The organism is Vibrio sp. 14G-20, assembly GCF_026241515.1.
In the GTDB taxonomy this organism is placed as follows: Bacteria; Pseudomonadota; Gammaproteobacteria; order Enterobacterales; family Vibrionaceae; genus Vibrio.
In genome coordinates this window covers 1-18,431 of record NZ_JAPHPW010000006.1, presented here as the reverse complement: position 1 = coordinate 18,431, position 18,431 = coordinate 1, and the positions used below count along the sequence as shown (strand labels likewise).

Here is an 18,431-nt window from a genome sequence, read left to right as displayed (position 1 = left end):
AATAATACTAAGTTCCAGATCCATTAAGCAAAAAAAGAGCCGTAATTACTTACGGCTCTTAATTTAGTGACTTTTTTTACTAAAAATCAAACCGGGCTATCACCCTTTATAAATTTTCGGGTTAAACACGTCGCGTAACCAGTCGCCTAATAGGTTAATAACTAGAACCAATGTTACCAAAAGCACACCTGGGAATGCTGTGATCCACCATGCTCCTGAGAAAATGTAGTTAAAACCAGTGCTGATCAGGGCACCGAGTGACGGTTGGTCTACCGGAAGACCTAAACCTAGGAAAGAAAGTGCCGCTTCTGACATGATGGCATTTGCCACCTGTACTGTAGAGATAACCAAAATCGGTGATAAACAGTTAGGCAGAATATGACGGAACATGATGCGAGGTGCTCTGAAGCCCATCACACGAGCCGCTTCTACGTACTCTTTCTTCTTCTCTGCCAATACCGATGCACGAATCGTACGAGCATACTGAGGCCATTCGGCAATACCGATGATCACCACCAGCATAACAACGGCATATTGCGCGTAAAAGTCACTACCGAAACTTGCCTTAAAGATGGCCGAGACAATGATCGCAACCATCATGGTTGAGAACGAAAGTTGAACATCAGCGAAACGCATCAAGAAGCTATCAATACGGCCACCGAAATAACCCGCAGACAAGCCAATGATGATACCAAGCGTCAGTTGTAGGCCTACCGCTAAGAAACCAATGGTCAGAGATAAGCGCGAACCGTAAAGCATAGTAGATAAAATATCACGGCCTTGCTCATCCGTTCCGAGCAAGAAACGTTCTTCGCCGTCTTCCATCCAAGATGGTGGCAACTCAGAATCCATGATGTCGATAGACGTCACGTCATACGGGTCTGTTGGCGCTAGAATCGGTGCCGCCAATGCCATAATAAGGAAAGCTGCAAAGATAGCGAAGCTCACCATTGCTACTTTATCGCGTAAGAAGTAGTACAGAATGTCTGACTGCTTGAATCGCTCCCAACGAGATGGAGCTGTTGTTGTGTGTTCCATGATTATGCTCCTTTCCCTGTAATGTTCACTGTTGGGTTAATGATGCCGTACAGCAAGTCAACAATGGTATTCGTTACTACGAAGATCAAGCCAACGAAGATAACGTATGCGGTAATCAGTGGAGTATCCACTCGGTTAATCGCTTCAAGGAATAGGAAGCCGGTACCCGGCCACTGGAATACAGTTTCAGTAAGAATGGTGTAAGCCACCATCGTACCGATTTGAACACCACCTACCGTTAGTACAGGTAGCATTGTGTTCTTCAAAGCATGTTGGTAGTAAATCTTGTTCAGCGCTAGGCCTTTTGCTTTACCAAACTTGATGTATTCAGAGCTAAGAACCTCGAGCATTTCAGAACGTACTAGACGAATGAACAGAGGCAGCATGATCGATGCGAGAGCAATACTCGGCAGCACTAAGTGCGCAAGGCCGTCTAGCGTTAAGAAGCCAGATTCCCAACCAAACCAGTTTGCGGTATCACCACGTCCGAATGACGGCAGCCAACCTAACTCAATAGAGAACACATACATCAGCATGATTGCGGTTAAGAAAACAGGTACCGAAATACCGATACTACTGCCCGCCATCACCAATTTAGTGAAGAAACTTTTTGGGTGTATTGCAGAATAAACGCCAAGTGGAATCGACAGACAAACAATGATCAGAGAAGCGCCAAACACAAGTTCAAGCGTTGCTACAAGTTTATCTAAGATTACGTCCACAGCAGGGCGTTTAAAGAAATATGAAGTACCAAGATCACCTTGTAGAGCTGCGCCCACAAAGCGAGTGTATTTTGTAATGAAGGGATCATTTAAGCCGAGTTCATCACGCAGCGCTTGACGCTCCGATTCTGAAACAGATTGACCGACTAACTCACGCAACGGGTCGCCCAGGTTATCCTGAATGGCAAACGCCACCAAACTGATCACAAACATCACTATCAGTGCCTGAAACAGGCGCTTGACCAGAAACGTAACCATTCCTTGCCCCTTATCTATCCATGACTATCTAGTCGAAATCCGCGACTAGATAACAAAATTCAGTCTTAAAAAAGGTATTTAGCCAGACTGAAGGAAGACCAAATACCGAAACTTAAATCTATATCTTAATAATTTGAGAGCCTGAAAAGCTTCAGGCTCTCGATTCTAGCAAGCTAGATTATTTTACAACTAGGTCGCCGAAGTAAGGCATAACCATTGGGTTTACTACGTCTGCTGCACCTACGTTAGACTTCGCGCCCCACGCTTCACTTTGCCAGTGTAGCGGTACGAATGCTGCGTCGTTGTAAAGTGTTGCTTCAACGCCTTTCAGCATTTCAGAACGCTTAACTGGGTCAGTTTCAGTGTTAGAAGCTTCTACAATCGCATCCATTTCTGGGTTTGAGTAACCAGAACAGTTGTATTGACCGCGGCCAGTTTCTTCGTTACGAGTCATCGTTAAGAACTCGCTGAAGTTAGCAGAATCTTCTGTATCTGAGTGCCAGCCGATCATCATCATATCTGCTGAACATAGGTCAAATTCAGGCCAGTACTGTGCTTTAGGCATAGTCTTAAGATCAACCTTGATACCAATCTTAGATAGCATTGCCGCAGACGCTTGCGCTACTTTCGCATCGTTCACGTAACGGTTGTTTGGTGCCATCATAGTTAGCGTAAAGCCATCTTCGTAGCCCGCTTCCTTCATTAGCTCTTTTGCTTTTTTCAGGTCGTAACGAGGTACTAGTGAATCGTCATGACCCGCGTAGCCTGTTGGGCTTTGCTGACCGGCAGCTGTTGCGAAGCCTTTCATGATCTTCTTAACGATGCCTTCGTTGTTGATTGCGTGAACAATCGCCTGACGAACGCGAACATCTTTCAGTGCTTCGTTGCTGTTTTGGTTCATTTGGAACGTAATGATACGAGTACCAGGTAGCGTTACTAGATCGATATTCTTAGCGTTTTGAACACGCTTGTGATCGTTTGGTGCTACTGGGTGAATCATATCAACGTCACCAGAAAGAAGTGCTGCAACACGTGTTGCATCTTCTTTGATTGGTACAAGTGTTAGCTTGTCTACGTTACCTTCGGTTTCTGTGTCCCAGTAATCGTTGAAACGCTCGAACGTTACTTTAACGCCTTGCTCACGCTGCGTTACGATGAATGGACCAGTACCTGAAACATTAGTCGAAGCGAACGAGTTACCGTGCTTAACTAGCTCAGACTTGTCTTTACCTTCCGCTGTTTGGCCAGAGTAGAACTTGCTGTCCATTGGGAAGATATAAGTTGCTGTTTGTAGTACTAGTGGGTAAGCCGCTTTTGATACTAGCTCAACTGTGTAGTCATCCACTTTTACCATTTTTTCGTATGGCGTGAAGATAGACTTAAAGTCTGGAGAAGCTTGTAGACGTTCAAAAGTCCACACAACATCATCAGCAGTCAGCTCGTTACCAGAGTGGAATTTCACACCTTTACGTAGGTTAAAGCGGAAAGTCGTATCGTCAACACGCTCCCAGCTTGATGCTAGGCGGCCTTCAAAATCCATCTCTTGTGTGAAACGTACTAGAGGGTCAAACACCATGTGAGACATTTGTAGTGTGCCGCCTGACAACTGCTCGTGCGGGTCAAGTGATACTGGGTCAGCTGCGTAGCCAACGGTGATATCTGCTGCTGCTGCACTAAAACTTAGGCCAGCTGCCATTAAAGCTACTACTAATTTGCTTTTCATGGTTTTCATTGCATAACTCCTTCATGCGGGAATCCAGATCCCTAGTTGTTGTATTTGCGTCTGTTTATTGTTTTTAGCAAGCTAAATCCAGCCTGCTGATTTTTATACCGCGGCTTGTGCCACTGCTTTTTCTTCTCTTAAGCCTGTAAATTCAGGCATTAAAGAAATTAGGTGTTGACTGTATTCGTGTTGAGGCGATTGGAACAGTTGCTCAGTTGGAGCAACCTCCAACAGTGTCCCCATTTGCATCACGCCTACTCGGTCACACATTTGGCGAATAACCGGTAAATCGTGACTGATGAACAACATGGTTAGGTTTAGCTCGTCTTGTAAGTCTTTTAATAAATTAAGGATCTGAGCCTGTACCGACACATCCAGTGCCGAGGTAGGTTCATCACAAATCAAAAGACGAGGGCGAGTTGCCAAAGCGCGAGCGATAGAAATACGCTGACGTTGACCACCTGAGAATTCGTGTGGGTACTTAACCCCTGCCATTACACCTAAACCAACGTGCTCTAACAGGTCGTTCACGATCTGACGAGTTTCATTCTCGTTGCGCGTAAGTTTATGGAATCGGATAGGCTCAGCAATGATGTCGAATATCTTCATTCGAGGGTTCATTGATGTGTAAGGGTTTTGGAAAACCATCTGCATTTGACGGCGCATTGGGCGACGCTCTTTTTCAGATTTAAGCCCGGTAAGGTCAACGCCTTCAAACGTTACCTTGCCTGAATTGGGTGCGTACAAGCCAGCAATCACACGAGCAATCGTTGATTTACCAGAGCCTGATTCACCTACTAAGCCAAACGTCTCACCTTCATGCACTTCAAAGCTCACGTTGTTTGATGCTTGAACGTACTCACGACGGCTCTCAAAGAAAGAATCTTTGGTGGTGAAACGCAAGTTTACGTTTTCAACGTTCAACAGTGGACCAGTGTAGTCGCGGTGATCTTGGCTTTGACCTAACCAGTGGTTCTTCACATCAAGAGGTTCCATCTCTTGTGCTTCTTCGATGTAGCTAACAAGAGGGAAACGATCGAGTTTTCGGTCTGAACGAGGAACGGCAGAAATAAGACTGTGCGTGTATGGGTGCTCAGGAGTACCTAGTACTTTCGCTGTTGGGCCAAACTCAACGAGATCACCACGATACATTACCGCTACGCGATCGGTAACGTTAGATACCACGCCCATGTCGTGCGTGACCAACATACAACCTACGTTCTTCTTGATACATAGGTCGCGAATCAAACCCAAGATCTGGTCTTGGATAGAAACATCCAGTGCTGTTGTTGGTTCATCTGCGATGATTAGGTCAGGTTCACCTGCCAATGCGATCGCGATAACCACACGCTGACGCATACCGCCAGAAAACTGGTGTGGGTACTGCTTTAAACGGTTTTCCGGTTGTGGGATACCCACTTGGTTCATTAAGTCTAATGAACGCTGGTAGGCTTCTTGATCCGAAACCTTCATGTTGGCATGAATCGTCTCTTTTAACTGTTGTTCTACGGTAAATAGAGGGTTAAGAGACGTCATTGGATCTTGGAAGATAAAACCAATCTTTGAGCCGCGAACAGAGCGCATCTGTTCAGGAGATAAGCCAGAGACTTTTTCGCCATCCAGAAATACCTCGCCGCTAGCAATGCGGCCGGGAGGGCTCAGCAAATCGATCACAGCATTACCGACTGTTGATTTACCTGCACCAGACTCGCCTACAACACCAACGATCTCACCACGTTCAATGTTGAACGAAAGTGATTTAACTGCGGCGTGAACTCCATGACGAGATGGGTATTCGATACGAAGATTTTTTACTTCTAAAAGTGACATTACCAGACCTCTACTGCTTTGGCAGCTTTCTGCCCTGTCTGCAAAATTGAATCCATTCTTACCAGAATATTGTTCTGATATTTTATACGGTTGACAATTTGGCAAATAATTCACAGAAAAGCAACAAAAATAGGATAAAAAGTCGACATCAAGCGCTTAGCAAGCAAAAGTACCACATAACTATTCACCAAAAGAGCATATAGTAAGAAAAATCAACATTATTTTATCGGCAAGAAATACTCACAAACTCCTTACCACTACTTACTTGTAGAGTGAAACCTGTGCTTCAAAGCAGATCTCACTACCAGTCACTAAAAACAAATAATTATTCCAAAAAACAATTAACACTATAGAAACAAACGCTAAGTTTGTTAATTTAAACAAACAAAACAACTATATGGAATTGTAATTACCACATATTTAACCATTTTCATCGCTTGCCTAAATAGAAGACAACCAACCCAAAGGCTTAGTAAATTAAATGATATTTTGAAGTGCTTGATTGGAAGAAAGCTGTCAAATACGTGCCTTAGTGGGCAGATTAAGGACCAAATTCTACTTTTCACAAAAACCTCCAGACCAGACCTATTGATTTGTCGAATTATTGAACGGTTAATTTATATAAAATTAGATATAGATTTTTTCGTTTGATAAATGGAGTGCCTCTATAAAGACGCAATAATCGAGGAGCTCGAAGGTGGGATTCTTGCGTCTGAAAGGAGCTTACTAAAGAGGAGCGACTAGAACTAACGATCCAGCCCGCGACCCTCTTGGTACCAAATTATCTAAATTCCAGACGTAAAAAAGCCCCGTCATTCCTGACGCGGACGGCTAATTGAGGCTTCTTAAGTGATCGGTGAAGAGACATTCTTTGAACATCAGGCGAACCCCACTTGGGTTCCAATCTAGTGATCTACAGATGAAAAAAAGCTCATCATTTCTAATGAGCTTTCTTAAAGGCGGTCAGTGAAGAGACATCCTTTGAACATCAGGCGAACCCCACTTGGGTTCCAATCTGTGATCTACAGATGAAAAAAAAGCTCATCATTTCTGATGAGCTTTCTTAAAGGTGGTCGGTGAAGAGGGATTCGAACCCCCGACCCTCTGGTCCCAAACCAGATGCGCTACCAAGCTGCGCTATTCACCGAGACGTTTCGTTTGATTTCTCAAACTGGGAACTTCAAAGAAGCTACCAAAATTAATGGGGTGGCTAACGAGATTCGAACTCGCGACCACCGGAATCACAATCCAGGGCTCTACCAACTGAGCTATAGCCACCACTAATTTTTTATATAACCGCTTAAAAGCGATTATTGAAATAGTGGTCGGTGAAGAGGGATTCGAACCCCCGACCCTCTGGTCCCAAACCAGATGCGCTACCAAGCTGCGCTATTCACCGACTAGTTTTGTATCGACTCTTGGGAATAATGAATCAACACTGGAAGCCGAAGCTACCGATATTTTGTAAAGAAAGAATGGGGTGGCTAACGAGATTCGAACTCGCGACCACCGGAATCACAATCCAGGGCTCTACCAACTGAGCTATAGCCACCATTGTTTCTTTTTTGCCAATTTCTCACTTACCGAAATAAGAGACCGGATGGCGCGCCTGAAAGGATTCGAACCTTCGGCCTTTGGCTCCGGAGGCCAACGCTCTATCCAGCTGAGCTACAGGCGCATGCCCTGTCGGCGGAGTGGAATAATACGTATATCACCCAATGCCGTCTAGTACTTTTTTAACTTTTTTTTCTGTTTGGTCTCTTTTTCGACAGTTAATATGTGATAAACCCCTTATTTGAGTACTACAACCCGCCACAGCTTATAAGTTGTTGTTTATTGCAACAACTTATCGGGATATAATCACCCATTATTTACATTGGTTTAACAGTTGCTCTTTGCTGGTTAAAGCCAAAACACCCTTCCAACACTATAAATTGGTAAGCATGTACTTACCTTGGGAATGTAAAGTGAGTTTAATGGATATGTCTCGTCGAATTTTAACCGTTGTCATCGCAGTTTTAACCTTTTCAACTGGCGCAATGGCTGCAGGCCTAAGCGAAGCGGAGCACGATGCAATTGCTAAACGCATCAAACCAGTTGGCCAAGTTTACCTAGTCGGCAGCGAGCCAGTAGCCGCAGAACCAACAGGCCCTCGTGATGGCGCAGCAGTTTACGGTACCTTTTGTATCGCTTGTCACGCATCTGGCGTAAGTGGCGCACCTAAAACAGGTGATGCTGGTGACTGGGCTCCACGAATTGCTCAAGGTCGCGACATCCTAGCTGACCACGCAATCAATGGTTTCAATGCGATGCCAGCTAAAGGTTCATGTATGGACTGTTCAGACGACGAAATCAAAGATGCTATCGAGCACATGATTGCCGGTCTGTAATTTACCGATCTGTAATTAAAAATGCCAGATTCAAAAAAGGTGACCTCATGGTCACCTTTTTTATTGGCTTCTATATAGTGCTATTAATGCAGAGCATTATTTCTTGTTGAACATCGCGCGAATATTCGCAATGTGTGCCTGCCCTTTTTCCATCCTTTCTTCAGCAGATTGAGGCTTCTTAACGCTTTCCCACTCCACATCATCATGCGGTAACTCATCAAGGAAGCGGCTTTGTGTTGGCTTTATTAATTCACCATATTGACGACGCTCGCGACACTTAGTAAAGGTCAGCTCTTTCTGCGCTCGAGTAATCCCTACATACATAAGACGACGTTCTTCTTCTACGTTGCCTTCATCAACACTGGTTTGGTGCGGCAAGATACCCTCTTCTGCTCCCATCAGAAATACATACGGGAACTCTAGGCCTTTCGATGCATGCAATGTCATTAATTGGACTTGGTCTGCATCGTCATCATCCTCACCACGTTCCATCATGTCACGCAGCGTTAAACGTTGAACCACCTCGCGTAGAGTTTTCTCTTCTTTGTCGTAGTTGTCACCCTCAAGGTCGGCCACAATCCAGCTATACAGATCAGAAACGTTCTTCATTCGCATTTCAGCGGCTTTAGGGCTCGCTGAGGTTTCGTAAAGCCAATCTTCGTAATTGATGTCACGAACCAAAGAACGAACCGCCTCAACTGTATTACCACGTTCAGCATTATCTGAAATTCGAACAATCCAATCACCGAAGCGACGTAGGTTTTCTAAACCACGGCCCGTCAGCGTTTGCTCTAAACCCATTTCGAAGCTGGCTTCAAACAGACTTTTACCGCGCATGTTGGCGTAGCTGCCTAATTTTTCCAGCGTAACAGGGCCGATCTCACGACGCGGCGTATTCACAATACGCAGGAAGGCGTTGTCATCATCAGGGTTCACCAACACACGTAGGTAAGCCATGATGTCTTTAATCTCAGCTCTAGCAAAGAAAGAGGTACCACCAGAGATCTTGTAAGGCACACGGTTCTGCATCAAGGCTTTTTCAATCAAGCGCGATTGATGATTACCTCGGTAAAGTACTGCGTAATCTTTATATTCTGTGCGATTCAGAAACTTGTGGGCGATGATCTCGCCGGTAATACGCTCTGCTTCATGCTCTTCATTCTTAGCATTCAGTACCTTGAGCTTTTCACCGTCCGGGATCTCTGAGAACAGTGACTTTTCATAAACGTGTGGGTTGTTGGCGATCAAGATGTTCGCCGCACGTAATATTCGACTGGTTGAGCGATAGTTTTGCTCGAGTTTGATCAAGCGAAGATTCGGATAGTCCTCACCCAGCAACACCAAATTTTGCGGCTTTGCACCACGCCATGAATAGATAGATTGGTCATCGTCACCTACTACCGTTAAGCGACCACGCTCTCCTACTAGTAAACGAACCAACTCATATTGACTGGTGTTGGTATCTTGGTACTCATCGACCAGTAAATAGCGAATGCGAGACTGCCAGCGGTCACGCACTTCTTGATTGGTTTTCAGTAACAATACCGGCATCGCAATCAGATCATCAAAATCGAGCGCGTTATAGGCCTTCATCTGTTTCTGATACATCTCAAAACAGAATGCAAACAACTGCTCTTGTTCACCTTGAGCTCTTGCTTTCGCCTGATCTGGCGTCAGCATGTCGTTCTTCCAATTTGAGATGGTACTCATCAAAGAACGCAGCAGATCCTTATCACCATCGATCTGTGTTTCGGTTAGTTCTTTAAGTAGAGCTAACTGGTCTTGGTCATCAAATAACGAGAAGCCCGCTTTCAGACCCAGCGCTTTGTATTCTCGGCGAATGATTGTTAAACCCATAGTATGGAACGTTGAAACGATCAGACCTTTAGATTCGCCTTTACCGAGAGTTTGACCCACACGCTCTTTCATCTCGCGTGCCGCTTTATTGGTAAAGGTTACCGCTGCAATATTACGAGCCTTGTAGCCACACTCTTGAACCAAGTAAGCAATCTTGTTGGTGATAACACGTGTTTTACCCGATCCAGCGCCCGCTAATACTAAGCAGGGGCCAGAAACATACTTCACGGCTTCATCTTGTCTTGGGTTCAGTTTCATTTGATTCTCAGTTTGGTCTAGAGGGGCGAATTCAATTGCGCGCCTATAATAATGCTGCAACAGCACGAATGCTACGTTCTCTTATACAAGATTTTTACGCTGATTATGTAAAACTTTGTTGCACATGTGTGTGGTTATTAGGCTATAATGAATGAACGTTCATTCATTGGTGATTGAAATATGACAACTCATGCACCTCGGGATAAACGCCAGCAAATACTTTCTGCAGCTGAAAAGCTAATTGCAGAGGTCGGTTTCCAAGGCCTTTCAATGCAAAAATTAGCCAAAGAAGCAGGAGTAGCTGCAGGCACTATCTATCGCTACTTCGATGATAAAGAGCACTTGATAGAAGATGTTCGAATGCTCGTGACTCAAAGAGTAGCTGATGCTGTTCAAGATGGGGTTAATGATTCGGATCCAATTAAGCAACGCTACCGTACTATGTGGTTGAACATATGGAACTTAGCAGGAACGAATTTAGCCGCAATAAAAAATAGGGTTCAGTATGACTCTCTACCCATCACAAATAGCCTAAACTTCAGGGAACTAGAACGTAAAATGTTTGCCCAAGTTGAGCTGCTATTTAATGAGGGGAAAGAACAAGGATTGTTTAAACCACTTAACAATGAAGTATTAGGTGGATTGAGCTTAGCGGCTAGTGTTTCTCTAGCACGCAAGCATTCTTTAGGATTTTACCAACTTGATGAGGCAGAACTAGAATCTGCAATCGAAGCTAGTTGGGACGCAATAATTAAACACTAGATCGGAGTTTTGACCATAATGAAAAAGTGGACTTTCTTCATGTTACTCATCGCTGTACTACTTTTCGGCAGCGTTATTGGGTTTAACATGTTCAAACAACAAAAAATTGCTGAGTATATGGCCAACCGCCCTGAACCAGAGTTTCCAGTAACGGTAACTGAAGTTCAGCCGATCGACTGGGTTCCAGTGATTGAAGCTATCGGCTTCATCGAACCTAACCAAGGTGTGACACTAGCGAACGAAACCAGCGGTGTTATTGACCAAATCTCTTTTGGTTCTGGTACTGATGTTAAAAATGACCAGCTTCTTGTTCGTCTTGATTCTGGCGTAGAAAAGGCAAACCTAAAGAGTTCTGAAGCTCGTTTGCCTGCTGCGAAAGCAAAATACAAGCGTTACCAAGGTCTATTCAAGAAAGGTTCTATCTCTAAAGAAGCGTACGATGAAGCAGAAGCGAACTACTTCTCTCTATCTGCTGACATTGAAAGCCTAAAAGCATCGATCGAGCGCCGTGAAATTCGCGCTCCTTTCGATGGCAAAGTGGGTATTCGTAACGTGTACCTAGGTCAATATTTGCAATCAGGTACAGATATCGTTCGTTTAGAAGATACCAGCGTGATGCGCCTACGCTTTACTGTATCTCAAACAGATATCTCTCGTATCAATGTTGGTCAGGCTATCGACATCTTTGTTGATGCTTACCCAGAGACACCGTTTGAAGGCTCTATCAGTGCAATCGAACCCGCAGTAAGTATCCAAAGTGGTCTTATTCAAGTTCAGGCAGACATTCCAAACAATGATGGCAAGCTTCGTAGCGGTATGTTCGCTCGCGCTAACATCATTCTGCCTAAACTAGAGAACCAAGTAACTCTGCCTCAAACAGCGATTACTTTCACTCTATACGGTGACAATGTTTACATCCTGACTGAAGAAGACGGCGTTCAACGTGTTGCTCAACATGTTGTAAAAGTAGGTGAGCGTACAGCTGATATTGCACACATCCTTGAAGGCGTTAAAGCCGGCGATACGGTTGTAACTTCTGGCCAAGTACGTCTAAGTAACGGTGCCAAAGTTAAGGTTGTTGAAAGTGATGCAATCACTCCACCTGCTGAAACACCTAAGCTGTAACCGGAGGCACAATGCGCTTTACTGATGTTTTTATTAAACGTCCAGTTCTAGCGGTATCCATCAGCTTTTTGATTGCGCTGCTTGGCTTACAAGCAATCTTCAAAATGCAGGTGCGTGAATACCCTGAAATGACGAATACCGTAGTAACCGTAACAACGAGTTACTACGGTGCAAGTGCCGATCTTATCCAAGGCTTTATCACCCAGCCCCTCGAACAGGCTGTGGCCCAAGCAGATAACATCGACTATATGACTTCTTCTTCTGTACTTGGTAGTTCTACTATTACTGTGAACATGAAGTTGAACACCGACCCGAATGCAGCGCTGTCTGACATACTGGCCAAGACTAACTCGGTACGTTCTCAGCTTCCTAAAGAGGCCGAAGATCCAACCGTAACCATGTCTACCGGTTCAACGACAGCGGTACTCTACATTGGCTTTACCAGTGATGAGTTGGTGTCGAGCCAAATTACCGACTATCTAGAGCGTGTAATCAACCCGCAACTATTCACGGTAAATGGTGTATCTAAAGTTGACCTATATGGTGGTATGAAATACGCACTGCGCGTGTGGCTAGACCCATCAAAAATGGCGGCGGTAAACCTAACCGCAACTGACGTTATGGCGGTATTGGATGCGAACAACTACCAATCAGCTACGGGTCAAGCAACGGGTGAATTTGTTCTTTATAACGGCAGTGCCGACACGCAAGTTTCGAACACTGAAGAGTTAGAGAACTTAGTCGTTAGAAGTGGTGAAGGTGAGATTATTCGTCTGTCTGACATCGCTAAGGTTTCTCTAGAGAAAAGCCACGACGTCTACCGTGCAAGTGCGAACGGTCAGGAAGCGGTTGTTGCAGCAATTAATGCGGCACCAAGTGCGAACCCAATCAACATCGCTGCAGATGTACTTGAGCTTCTTCCTCAACTAGAGAAGAACCTACCAAGCAACATCTCTATGAACGTAATGTACGATTCAACCATTGCGATTAACGAATCAATTCAAGAGGTTATTAAGACCATTCTTGAAGCGGCATTAATCGTATTGATCGTAATTACCTTGTTCCTAGGTTCATTCCGAGCGGTACTGATCCCTATCGTTACTATCCCACTGTCTTTGATTGGTGTGGCAATGGTAATGCAGGCAATGGGCTTCTCTTGGAACCTGATGACGCTACTGGCAATGGTACTCGCCATCGGTCTGGTAGTAGATGATGCAATCGTAGTACTTGAGAACGTCGACAGGCATATCAAGCTCGGAGAGTCCCCTTTCCGCGCGGCGATCATCGGTACTCGTGAAATTGCGGTGCCTGTTATCGCAATGACACTAACGCTAGGTGCGGTATACGCGCCAATCGCAATGATGGGTGGTATCACGGGCTCGCTATTTAAAGAGTTCGCATTAACCCTAGCCGGTTCTGTATTTGTATCGGGTATCGTGGCACTTACGCTATCGCCAATGATGTGTTCAAAAATGCTAAAAGCTCACGCTGAGCCGAGCAAATTTGAGCAGAAAGTTCATAGCGTTTTGGATGGCATGACTAACCGTTACGAACGTATGCTTGGCGCGGTTATGAATCACCGCCCAGTGTTCATTGGCTTTGCTGTTATCGTATTTGCAAGCTTACCGATGCTGTTTAAGTTCATCCCTAGTGAATTAGCACCTTCAGAAGATAAAGGTGTAATCATGCTGATGGGTACTGCACCATCTAATGCGAACTTAGACTTCATGCAAAATACCATGAACGACGTAAACAAGATTCTGTCTGATCAGCCAGAAGTCGCTTACGCACAGGTATTTACAGGTGTGCCTAATGCAAACCAAGCGTTTGGTATTGCATCTATGGTGCCTTGGAGTGAGCGTGAAGCAAGTCAATCTGAGGTAGCAAACCGCGTTGGTGGTTTAGTGAAAGATGTGCCTGGAATGGCAGTAACAGCCTTCCAAATGCCAGAACTACCAGGTGCGGGTTCAGGTCTTCCAATTCAGTTTGTTATAACAACACCAAACAGTTTTGAGAGCTTGTTCCAGATCACCACTGACATCTTGACTGATGTAGCGACAAACCCACTGTTCGTATACTCGGATCTCGATCTAAACTATGACTCAGCAACGATGAAAGTACACATCGACAAGGATAAAGCGGGCGCATACGGTGTGACCATGCAAGATATCGGTATCACGCTAGGTACTATGATGTCAGATGGCTACGTAAACCGTATCGACTTGAATGGTCGTTCTTACGAGGTTATCCCTCAAGTTGAACGTAAATTCCGTTTGAACCCAGAATCGATGAATAACTACTACGTACGAGCTGCGGACGGTAATGCTGTACCACTAGGAAGTTTGATCACGATTGATGTTGTGGCAGAGCCTCGCTCTCTTCCTCACTTCAACCAATTGAACTCAGCTACGATTGGCGCAGTACCAGCTCCAGGCGCTGCAATGGGTGATGCAATTGCATGGTTTGAAGACACGGCGGCGAATAAGCTCCCAAGTGGCTACAACCACGATTACATGGGTGAAGCACGCCAATACGTAACTGAAGGTAGCGCACTTTACGCGACCTTTGGTCTAGCACTGGCTATCATCTTCTTGGTATTGGCGATTCAATTCGAATCCCTGAAAGATCCATTAGTTATCATGGTATCTGTACCACTGGCGATCTGTGGTGCCCTAATCGCTCTGGCTTGGGGTGCGGCAACGATGAACATCTACTCGCAAGTAGGTTTGATCACCTTGGTCGGCCTAATTACCAAGCACGGTATCTTGATCTGTGAAGTTGCAAAAGAAGAACAGTTGCATCATCACAAAACTCGTATCGAAGCAGTAATGGAAGCTGCGAAGGTTCGTCTTCGTCCAATCCTGATGACAACGGCTGCGATGATCGCGGGTCTAATCCCACTGATGTACGCAAGTGGTGCGGGTGCAGCTCAGCGTTTCAGTATTGGTATCGTAATCGTTGCAGGTCTAGCGATTGGTACTATCTTCACACTATTTGTACTGCCAGTGATTTACAGCTACTTGGCTGAAAAACACAAACCTCTACCTGTATTTGTTGAAGACAAAGACCTAGAAAAGCTAGCTCGCGTCGATGAAGCAAAAGCAGCGCACAGAGAATTAGCTGATAATAAGTAATCACTAAGTCGTAATAACAATAAAAAGGCTACTTCGGTGGCCTTTTTTTGTACGCCATAGGCGACATCTCAAGTGTGATTAAATAGAATAGTGGTAAATATTCAGGAGTTTTAATTGATATGTTTGATCCAAAAAAACTAGAGCAGATTGCTAAGCAGATCCACGATTCTATGCCTCAACCAGTAAAAGAGCTTGGTTCAGACGTAGATCAAAAAGTTCGCCAAGTTATCCAAGGCCAACTAAACAAGCTAGACGTTGTGAGCCGTGAAGAGTTTGATGTTCAAACACAAGTACTACTGCGCACTCGCCAAAAGCTGACTGAAATGGAACAAAAGCTAGCGGACTTAGAAGCAAAGATTGCCGACAAGTAAGCGTAAAGCAAGAAAACTGAAAGGGTTGGTGTGAAAACACCAACCCTTTTGTATTTCTGAAGATCAATCAAGAACTGCAAGTCGACGAAGACCTATCAAGAATGTTCATTCAATTGACTTATAAGGCAATGTTCCTAAAAGCAAAAAGGCTTGGTCAACGGCGACCAAGCCTTTTTATTAGATGTTGTGTTGCTTATTTATAACTCCAACCAGTAAGGAGCTAGTGATACTGCTTCGCTTTTTCTGCAAATTTGTCAGTATCTAAGAGACTCATTAACCGCCTACAGCGATACGCTTCATGTCGCTCATGTAGCTACGTAGCTCTTCACCAATGTACTCTACAGGGTGGTTACGGATAGCTTCGTTTACTTCAATTAGCTTAGCGTTATCAACTTGGTTAGATGTTTCACCTAGACCACGGCCGATTACGTCTGTCGCTACTGAAGGCATGAACTTCTCACGTAGTAGTGGTGTTGCTACGTTAGCGAATAGGTAGTTACCGTACTCAGCAGTATCAGAGATTACAACGTTCATTTCGTAGAGGCGCTTACGAGCAACTGTGTTTGCGATTAGTGGAAGCTCATGTAGAGATTCGTAGTAAGCAGACTCATCAATGATGCCAGATGCCGTCATAGCTTCGAATGCTAGCTCAACACCAGCACGAACCATAGCAACCATTAGGATACCGTTGTCGAAGTACTCTTGCTCTGAGATTTCTACGTCAGAAGCTGGGTAGTTTTCGAATGCCGTTTCGCCTGTCTCTTCACGCCAGCCTAGTAGGTTCACGTCATCGTTCGCCCAGTCAGCCATCATTGTGCTAGAGAAGTGACCAGAGATGATGTCATCCATGTGCTTGTTGTAAAGCGGACGCATTAGGTCTTTAAGCTCTTCAGAAAGCTCAAACGCTTTAACTTTAGCTGGGTTAGATAGGCGGTCCATCATGTGAGTTACGCCACCAAACTTCAGTGCTTCAGTGATCGTTTCCCAACCGTATTGTAGAAGTTTGCCTGCGTAGCCCGGTTCGATGCCATCAGCAATCATCTTCTCGTACGATACGATAGAACCTGCTTGTAGCATGCCACAAAGGATAGTTTGCTCGCCCATAAGGTCAGATTTAACTTCCGCTACGAAAGAAGACTCTAGGCAACCAGCACGGTGACCACCAGTACCTGCAGCCCAAGCTTTAGCGATATCCCAACCTTCGCCTTTAGGGTCATTTTCTGGGTGAACAGCGATCAATGTTGGTACACCAAAGCCACGCTTGTACTCTTCGCGAACTTCAGAACCTGGACATTTAGGTGCAACCATTACAACCGTAAGATCATCACGTAGTTGCATGCCTTCTTCAACAACGTTAAAGCCGTGAGAGTAACCAAGAGCAGCACCTTGCTTCATTAGAGGCATTACTGTTTCAACAACGTTTGTGTGTTGCTTATCAGGAGTAAGATTGATTACTAGGTCTGCTTGAGGGATTAGCGTTTCGTAGCTACCCACAACAAAGCCGTTTTCATCAGCATTTTTGAATGATTGACGCTTTTCATCAATTGCTGCTTGGCGTAGAGCGTAAGATACGTCTAGACCAGAATCACGCATGTTTAGACCTTGGTTTAGGCCTTGAGCACCACAACCAACAATTACGATTTTCTTACCTTCAAGATACTCAGCTTCTGTCGCGAATTCTTCACGATCCATAAAGCGGCAACGACCTAATTGGTCAAGTTGTTCACGAAGGTTTAATGTATTGAAATAGTTAGCCATTCTAGGGCACTCCTTTAAAAATAAGTCCGTAAGGTCGATATCTCTCTATCGAATGACTTCATACTAAAACAGACACTCCGTTGCTGAAAGTGATATATTCACAATTAGTTATTGCAATAAATGCAACATGGAAACGTTCGCAAAACATGAACATAAAATCTCTACAATTATTTATACATTTATGTGATAGCAAGAGTTTCAGCAAAACTGCTGCAGCTATGCACGTCAGTCCTTCTGCGCTGAGCCGTCAGGTGCAAAAGCTTGAAGAGGAAACAGGACAAGAACTGCTAATCAGAGACAACCGCAGTGTTGATCTTACCCCAGCAGGAAAACACCTATTGCCTGTAGCATTGAGCATCGTGGGAGAGTGGCAGCAATATAACCTTCACCTGAAGGGCGGAGAGCAAGAACTTAAAGGTGAGATCCGTATATTTTGTTCAGTAACGGCTAGCTACAGTCACCTACCTGAACTCATAACCGAATTTAGGGCTATTCATCCGTATATTGAATTTAAGCTCTCTACTGGCGATCCAGCCCAATCTATCGATAAAATATTGAATGATGAGGCGGATATCGCGATCTCAGCGAAGCCAGACATCCTGCCTTCAAGGTTAGAGTTCGAGACCATCAGCGATATTCCACTGTCAGTCATCATTCCATCTGGCGTGAGTAGCTTTAGTCAGCAACTGCAATCAGATAAGCCCAACTGGAATGAAGTACCCTTTATCATCCCGGAAGCAGGGACAGCCCGAGAACGAGCAAACGCATGGTTCAAAAAGATGAAGATAAAACCGAACATTTATGCTCAAGTTTCAGGCCATGAAGCAATCGTCAGTATGGTTGCTCTTGGTTGTGGAGTGGGTATTGCACCAGATGTCGTCATCAACAACAGTCCTGTACGAGACAAAGTAGACCGCTTAAAGATAGAGCCAATCAAACCATTTGAGTTAGGTGTGTGTTGTAAGCGCTCTCAACTTGAGAACCCACTGATTAGAGCGTTTTGGCAAGTAGCCGAAGGAAAATATCTCCCTGACTAGTTAACTTTAGGTATGCTGGTTAAGAGAATAATAGAGAGAGCACGTCAGTGCTCTTTTTTGCTTTTCTAAACAGCAGATATGAAAAAGCCCGCTGATTTCTCAGCGGGCTTTTCAATGGTGGTGGAGGGATAGGGATTTGAACCCTAGAACCGCTATTAACGGTTGCCG

The 18,431-nt window shown here is 44.7% G+C and carries 12 protein-coding genes and 5 tRNA genes; 6 read left to right on the top strand and 11 right to left on the bottom strand.

The features are described 5' to 3' along the window. Positions 1 to 99: 99 nt before the first annotated feature. From OQJ75_RS06955 to OQJ75_RS06915, 9 genes are all read right to left on the bottom strand, one after another. Positions 100 to 1,038: an ABC transporter permease gene (locus tag OQJ75_RS06955; RefSeq protein WP_019826567.1), complete on the bottom strand. Its 939-nt coding sequence runs from the start codon at positions 1,036 to 1,038 to the stop codon at positions 100 to 102. 2 nt (positions 1,039 to 1,040) lie between these two features. Further along, positions 1,041 to 2,018, bottom strand: a complete 978-nt coding sequence (locus OQJ75_RS06950; protein WP_048612413.1) for an ABC transporter permease — start codon at positions 2,016 to 2,018, stop codon at positions 1,041 to 1,043. A 178-nt stretch (positions 2,019 to 2,196) separates the two neighbouring features. Next, positions 2,197 to 3,750 carry an ABC transporter substrate-binding protein gene (locus tag OQJ75_RS06945; protein WP_248373545.1) on the bottom strand — a complete coding sequence of 518 codons (1,554 nt, stop codon included), beginning with the start codon at positions 3,748 to 3,750 and terminating at the stop codon, positions 2,197 to 2,199. 93 nt (positions 3,751 to 3,843) lie between these two features. Continuing rightward, on the bottom strand, positions 3,844 to 5,571 hold the full coding sequence (locus OQJ75_RS06940) for a dipeptide ABC transporter ATP-binding protein (RefSeq protein ID WP_265972292.1): 1,728 nt from the start codon (positions 5,569 to 5,571) through the stop codon (positions 3,844 to 3,846). A gap of 1,070 nt (positions 5,572 to 6,641) precedes the next feature. Then, positions 6,642 to 6,718 (bottom strand) — tRNA-Pro (locus OQJ75_RS06935). Positions 6,719 to 6,773: 55 nt separating this feature from the next. Beyond that, positions 6,774 to 6,849, bottom strand: a tRNA-His gene (locus OQJ75_RS06930). A gap of 44 nt (positions 6,850 to 6,893) precedes the next feature. Next, positions 6,894 to 6,970, bottom strand: a tRNA-Pro gene (locus OQJ75_RS06925). A 77-nt stretch (positions 6,971 to 7,047) separates the two neighbouring features. Further along, a tRNA-His gene (locus tag OQJ75_RS06920) sits at positions 7,048 to 7,123 on the bottom strand. A gap of 49 nt (positions 7,124 to 7,172) precedes the next feature. After that, positions 7,173 to 7,249 (bottom strand) — tRNA-Arg (locus OQJ75_RS06915). Between the two features lie 298 nt (positions 7,250 to 7,547). Here OQJ75_RS06915 and OQJ75_RS06910 point away from each other — a divergent pair. Further along, positions 7,548 to 7,961: a c-type cytochrome gene (locus OQJ75_RS06910; protein WP_265972294.1), complete on the top strand. Its 414-nt coding sequence runs from the start codon at positions 7,548 to 7,550 to the stop codon at positions 7,959 to 7,961. A 96-nt stretch (positions 7,962 to 8,057) separates the two neighbouring features. Here OQJ75_RS06910 and rep read toward each other — a convergent pair whose 3' ends face one another. Next, positions 8,058 to 10,076, bottom strand: a complete 2,019-nt coding sequence (rep, locus tag OQJ75_RS06905) for a DNA helicase Rep (protein WP_265972295.1) — start codon at positions 10,074 to 10,076, stop codon at positions 8,058 to 8,060. Between the two features lie 180 nt (positions 10,077 to 10,256). Here rep and OQJ75_RS06900 point away from each other — a divergent pair, with 180 nt between their 5' ends. The 4 genes from OQJ75_RS06900 to ubiK all read left to right on the top strand — a co-directional run bounded on the left by OQJ75_RS06900 (position 10,257) and on the right by ubiK (position 15,468). Further along, a complete protein-coding gene (locus OQJ75_RS06900) occupies positions 10,257 to 10,838 on the top strand; it encodes a TetR/AcrR family transcriptional regulator (RefSeq protein ID WP_265972296.1) in 582 nt (193 codons plus the stop codon). Between the two features lie 18 nt (positions 10,839 to 10,856). Beyond that, positions 10,857 to 11,963 (top strand): efflux RND transporter periplasmic adaptor subunit, encoded by a 1,107-nt coding sequence (locus tag OQJ75_RS06895; RefSeq protein ID WP_265972297.1) that lies wholly within the window; start codon positions 10,857 to 10,859, stop codon positions 11,961 to 11,963. An 11-nt stretch (positions 11,964 to 11,974) separates the two neighbouring features. After that, on the top strand, positions 11,975 to 15,097 hold the full coding sequence (locus tag OQJ75_RS06890; RefSeq protein ID WP_248373534.1) for a multidrug efflux RND transporter permease subunit: 3,123 nt from the start codon (positions 11,975 to 11,977) through the stop codon (positions 15,095 to 15,097). A gap of 119 nt (positions 15,098 to 15,216) precedes the next feature. Further along, positions 15,217 to 15,468, top strand: coding sequence for a ubiquinone biosynthesis accessory factor UbiK (ubiK, locus tag OQJ75_RS06885; RefSeq protein ID WP_009848085.1), 252 nt, complete (start codon positions 15,217 to 15,219; stop codon positions 15,466 to 15,468). A gap of 273 nt (positions 15,469 to 15,741) precedes the next feature. Here the strand turns inward: ubiK and ilvC are convergent, their stop codons facing one another. Further along, positions 15,742 to 17,226, bottom strand: coding sequence for a ketol-acid reductoisomerase (gene ilvC / locus OQJ75_RS06880; RefSeq protein ID WP_010433392.1), 1,485 nt, complete (start codon positions 17,224 to 17,226; stop codon positions 15,742 to 15,744). Positions 17,227 to 17,372: 146 nt separating this feature from the next. Here ilvC and ilvY point away from each other — a divergent pair, with 146 nt between their 5' ends. Beyond that, positions 17,373 to 18,263 (top strand): HTH-type transcriptional activator IlvY, encoded by an 891-nt coding sequence (gene ilvY / locus OQJ75_RS06875; RefSeq protein WP_265972298.1) that lies wholly within the window; start codon positions 17,373 to 17,375, stop codon positions 18,261 to 18,263. Positions 18,264 to 18,431 lie beyond the last annotated feature (168 nt).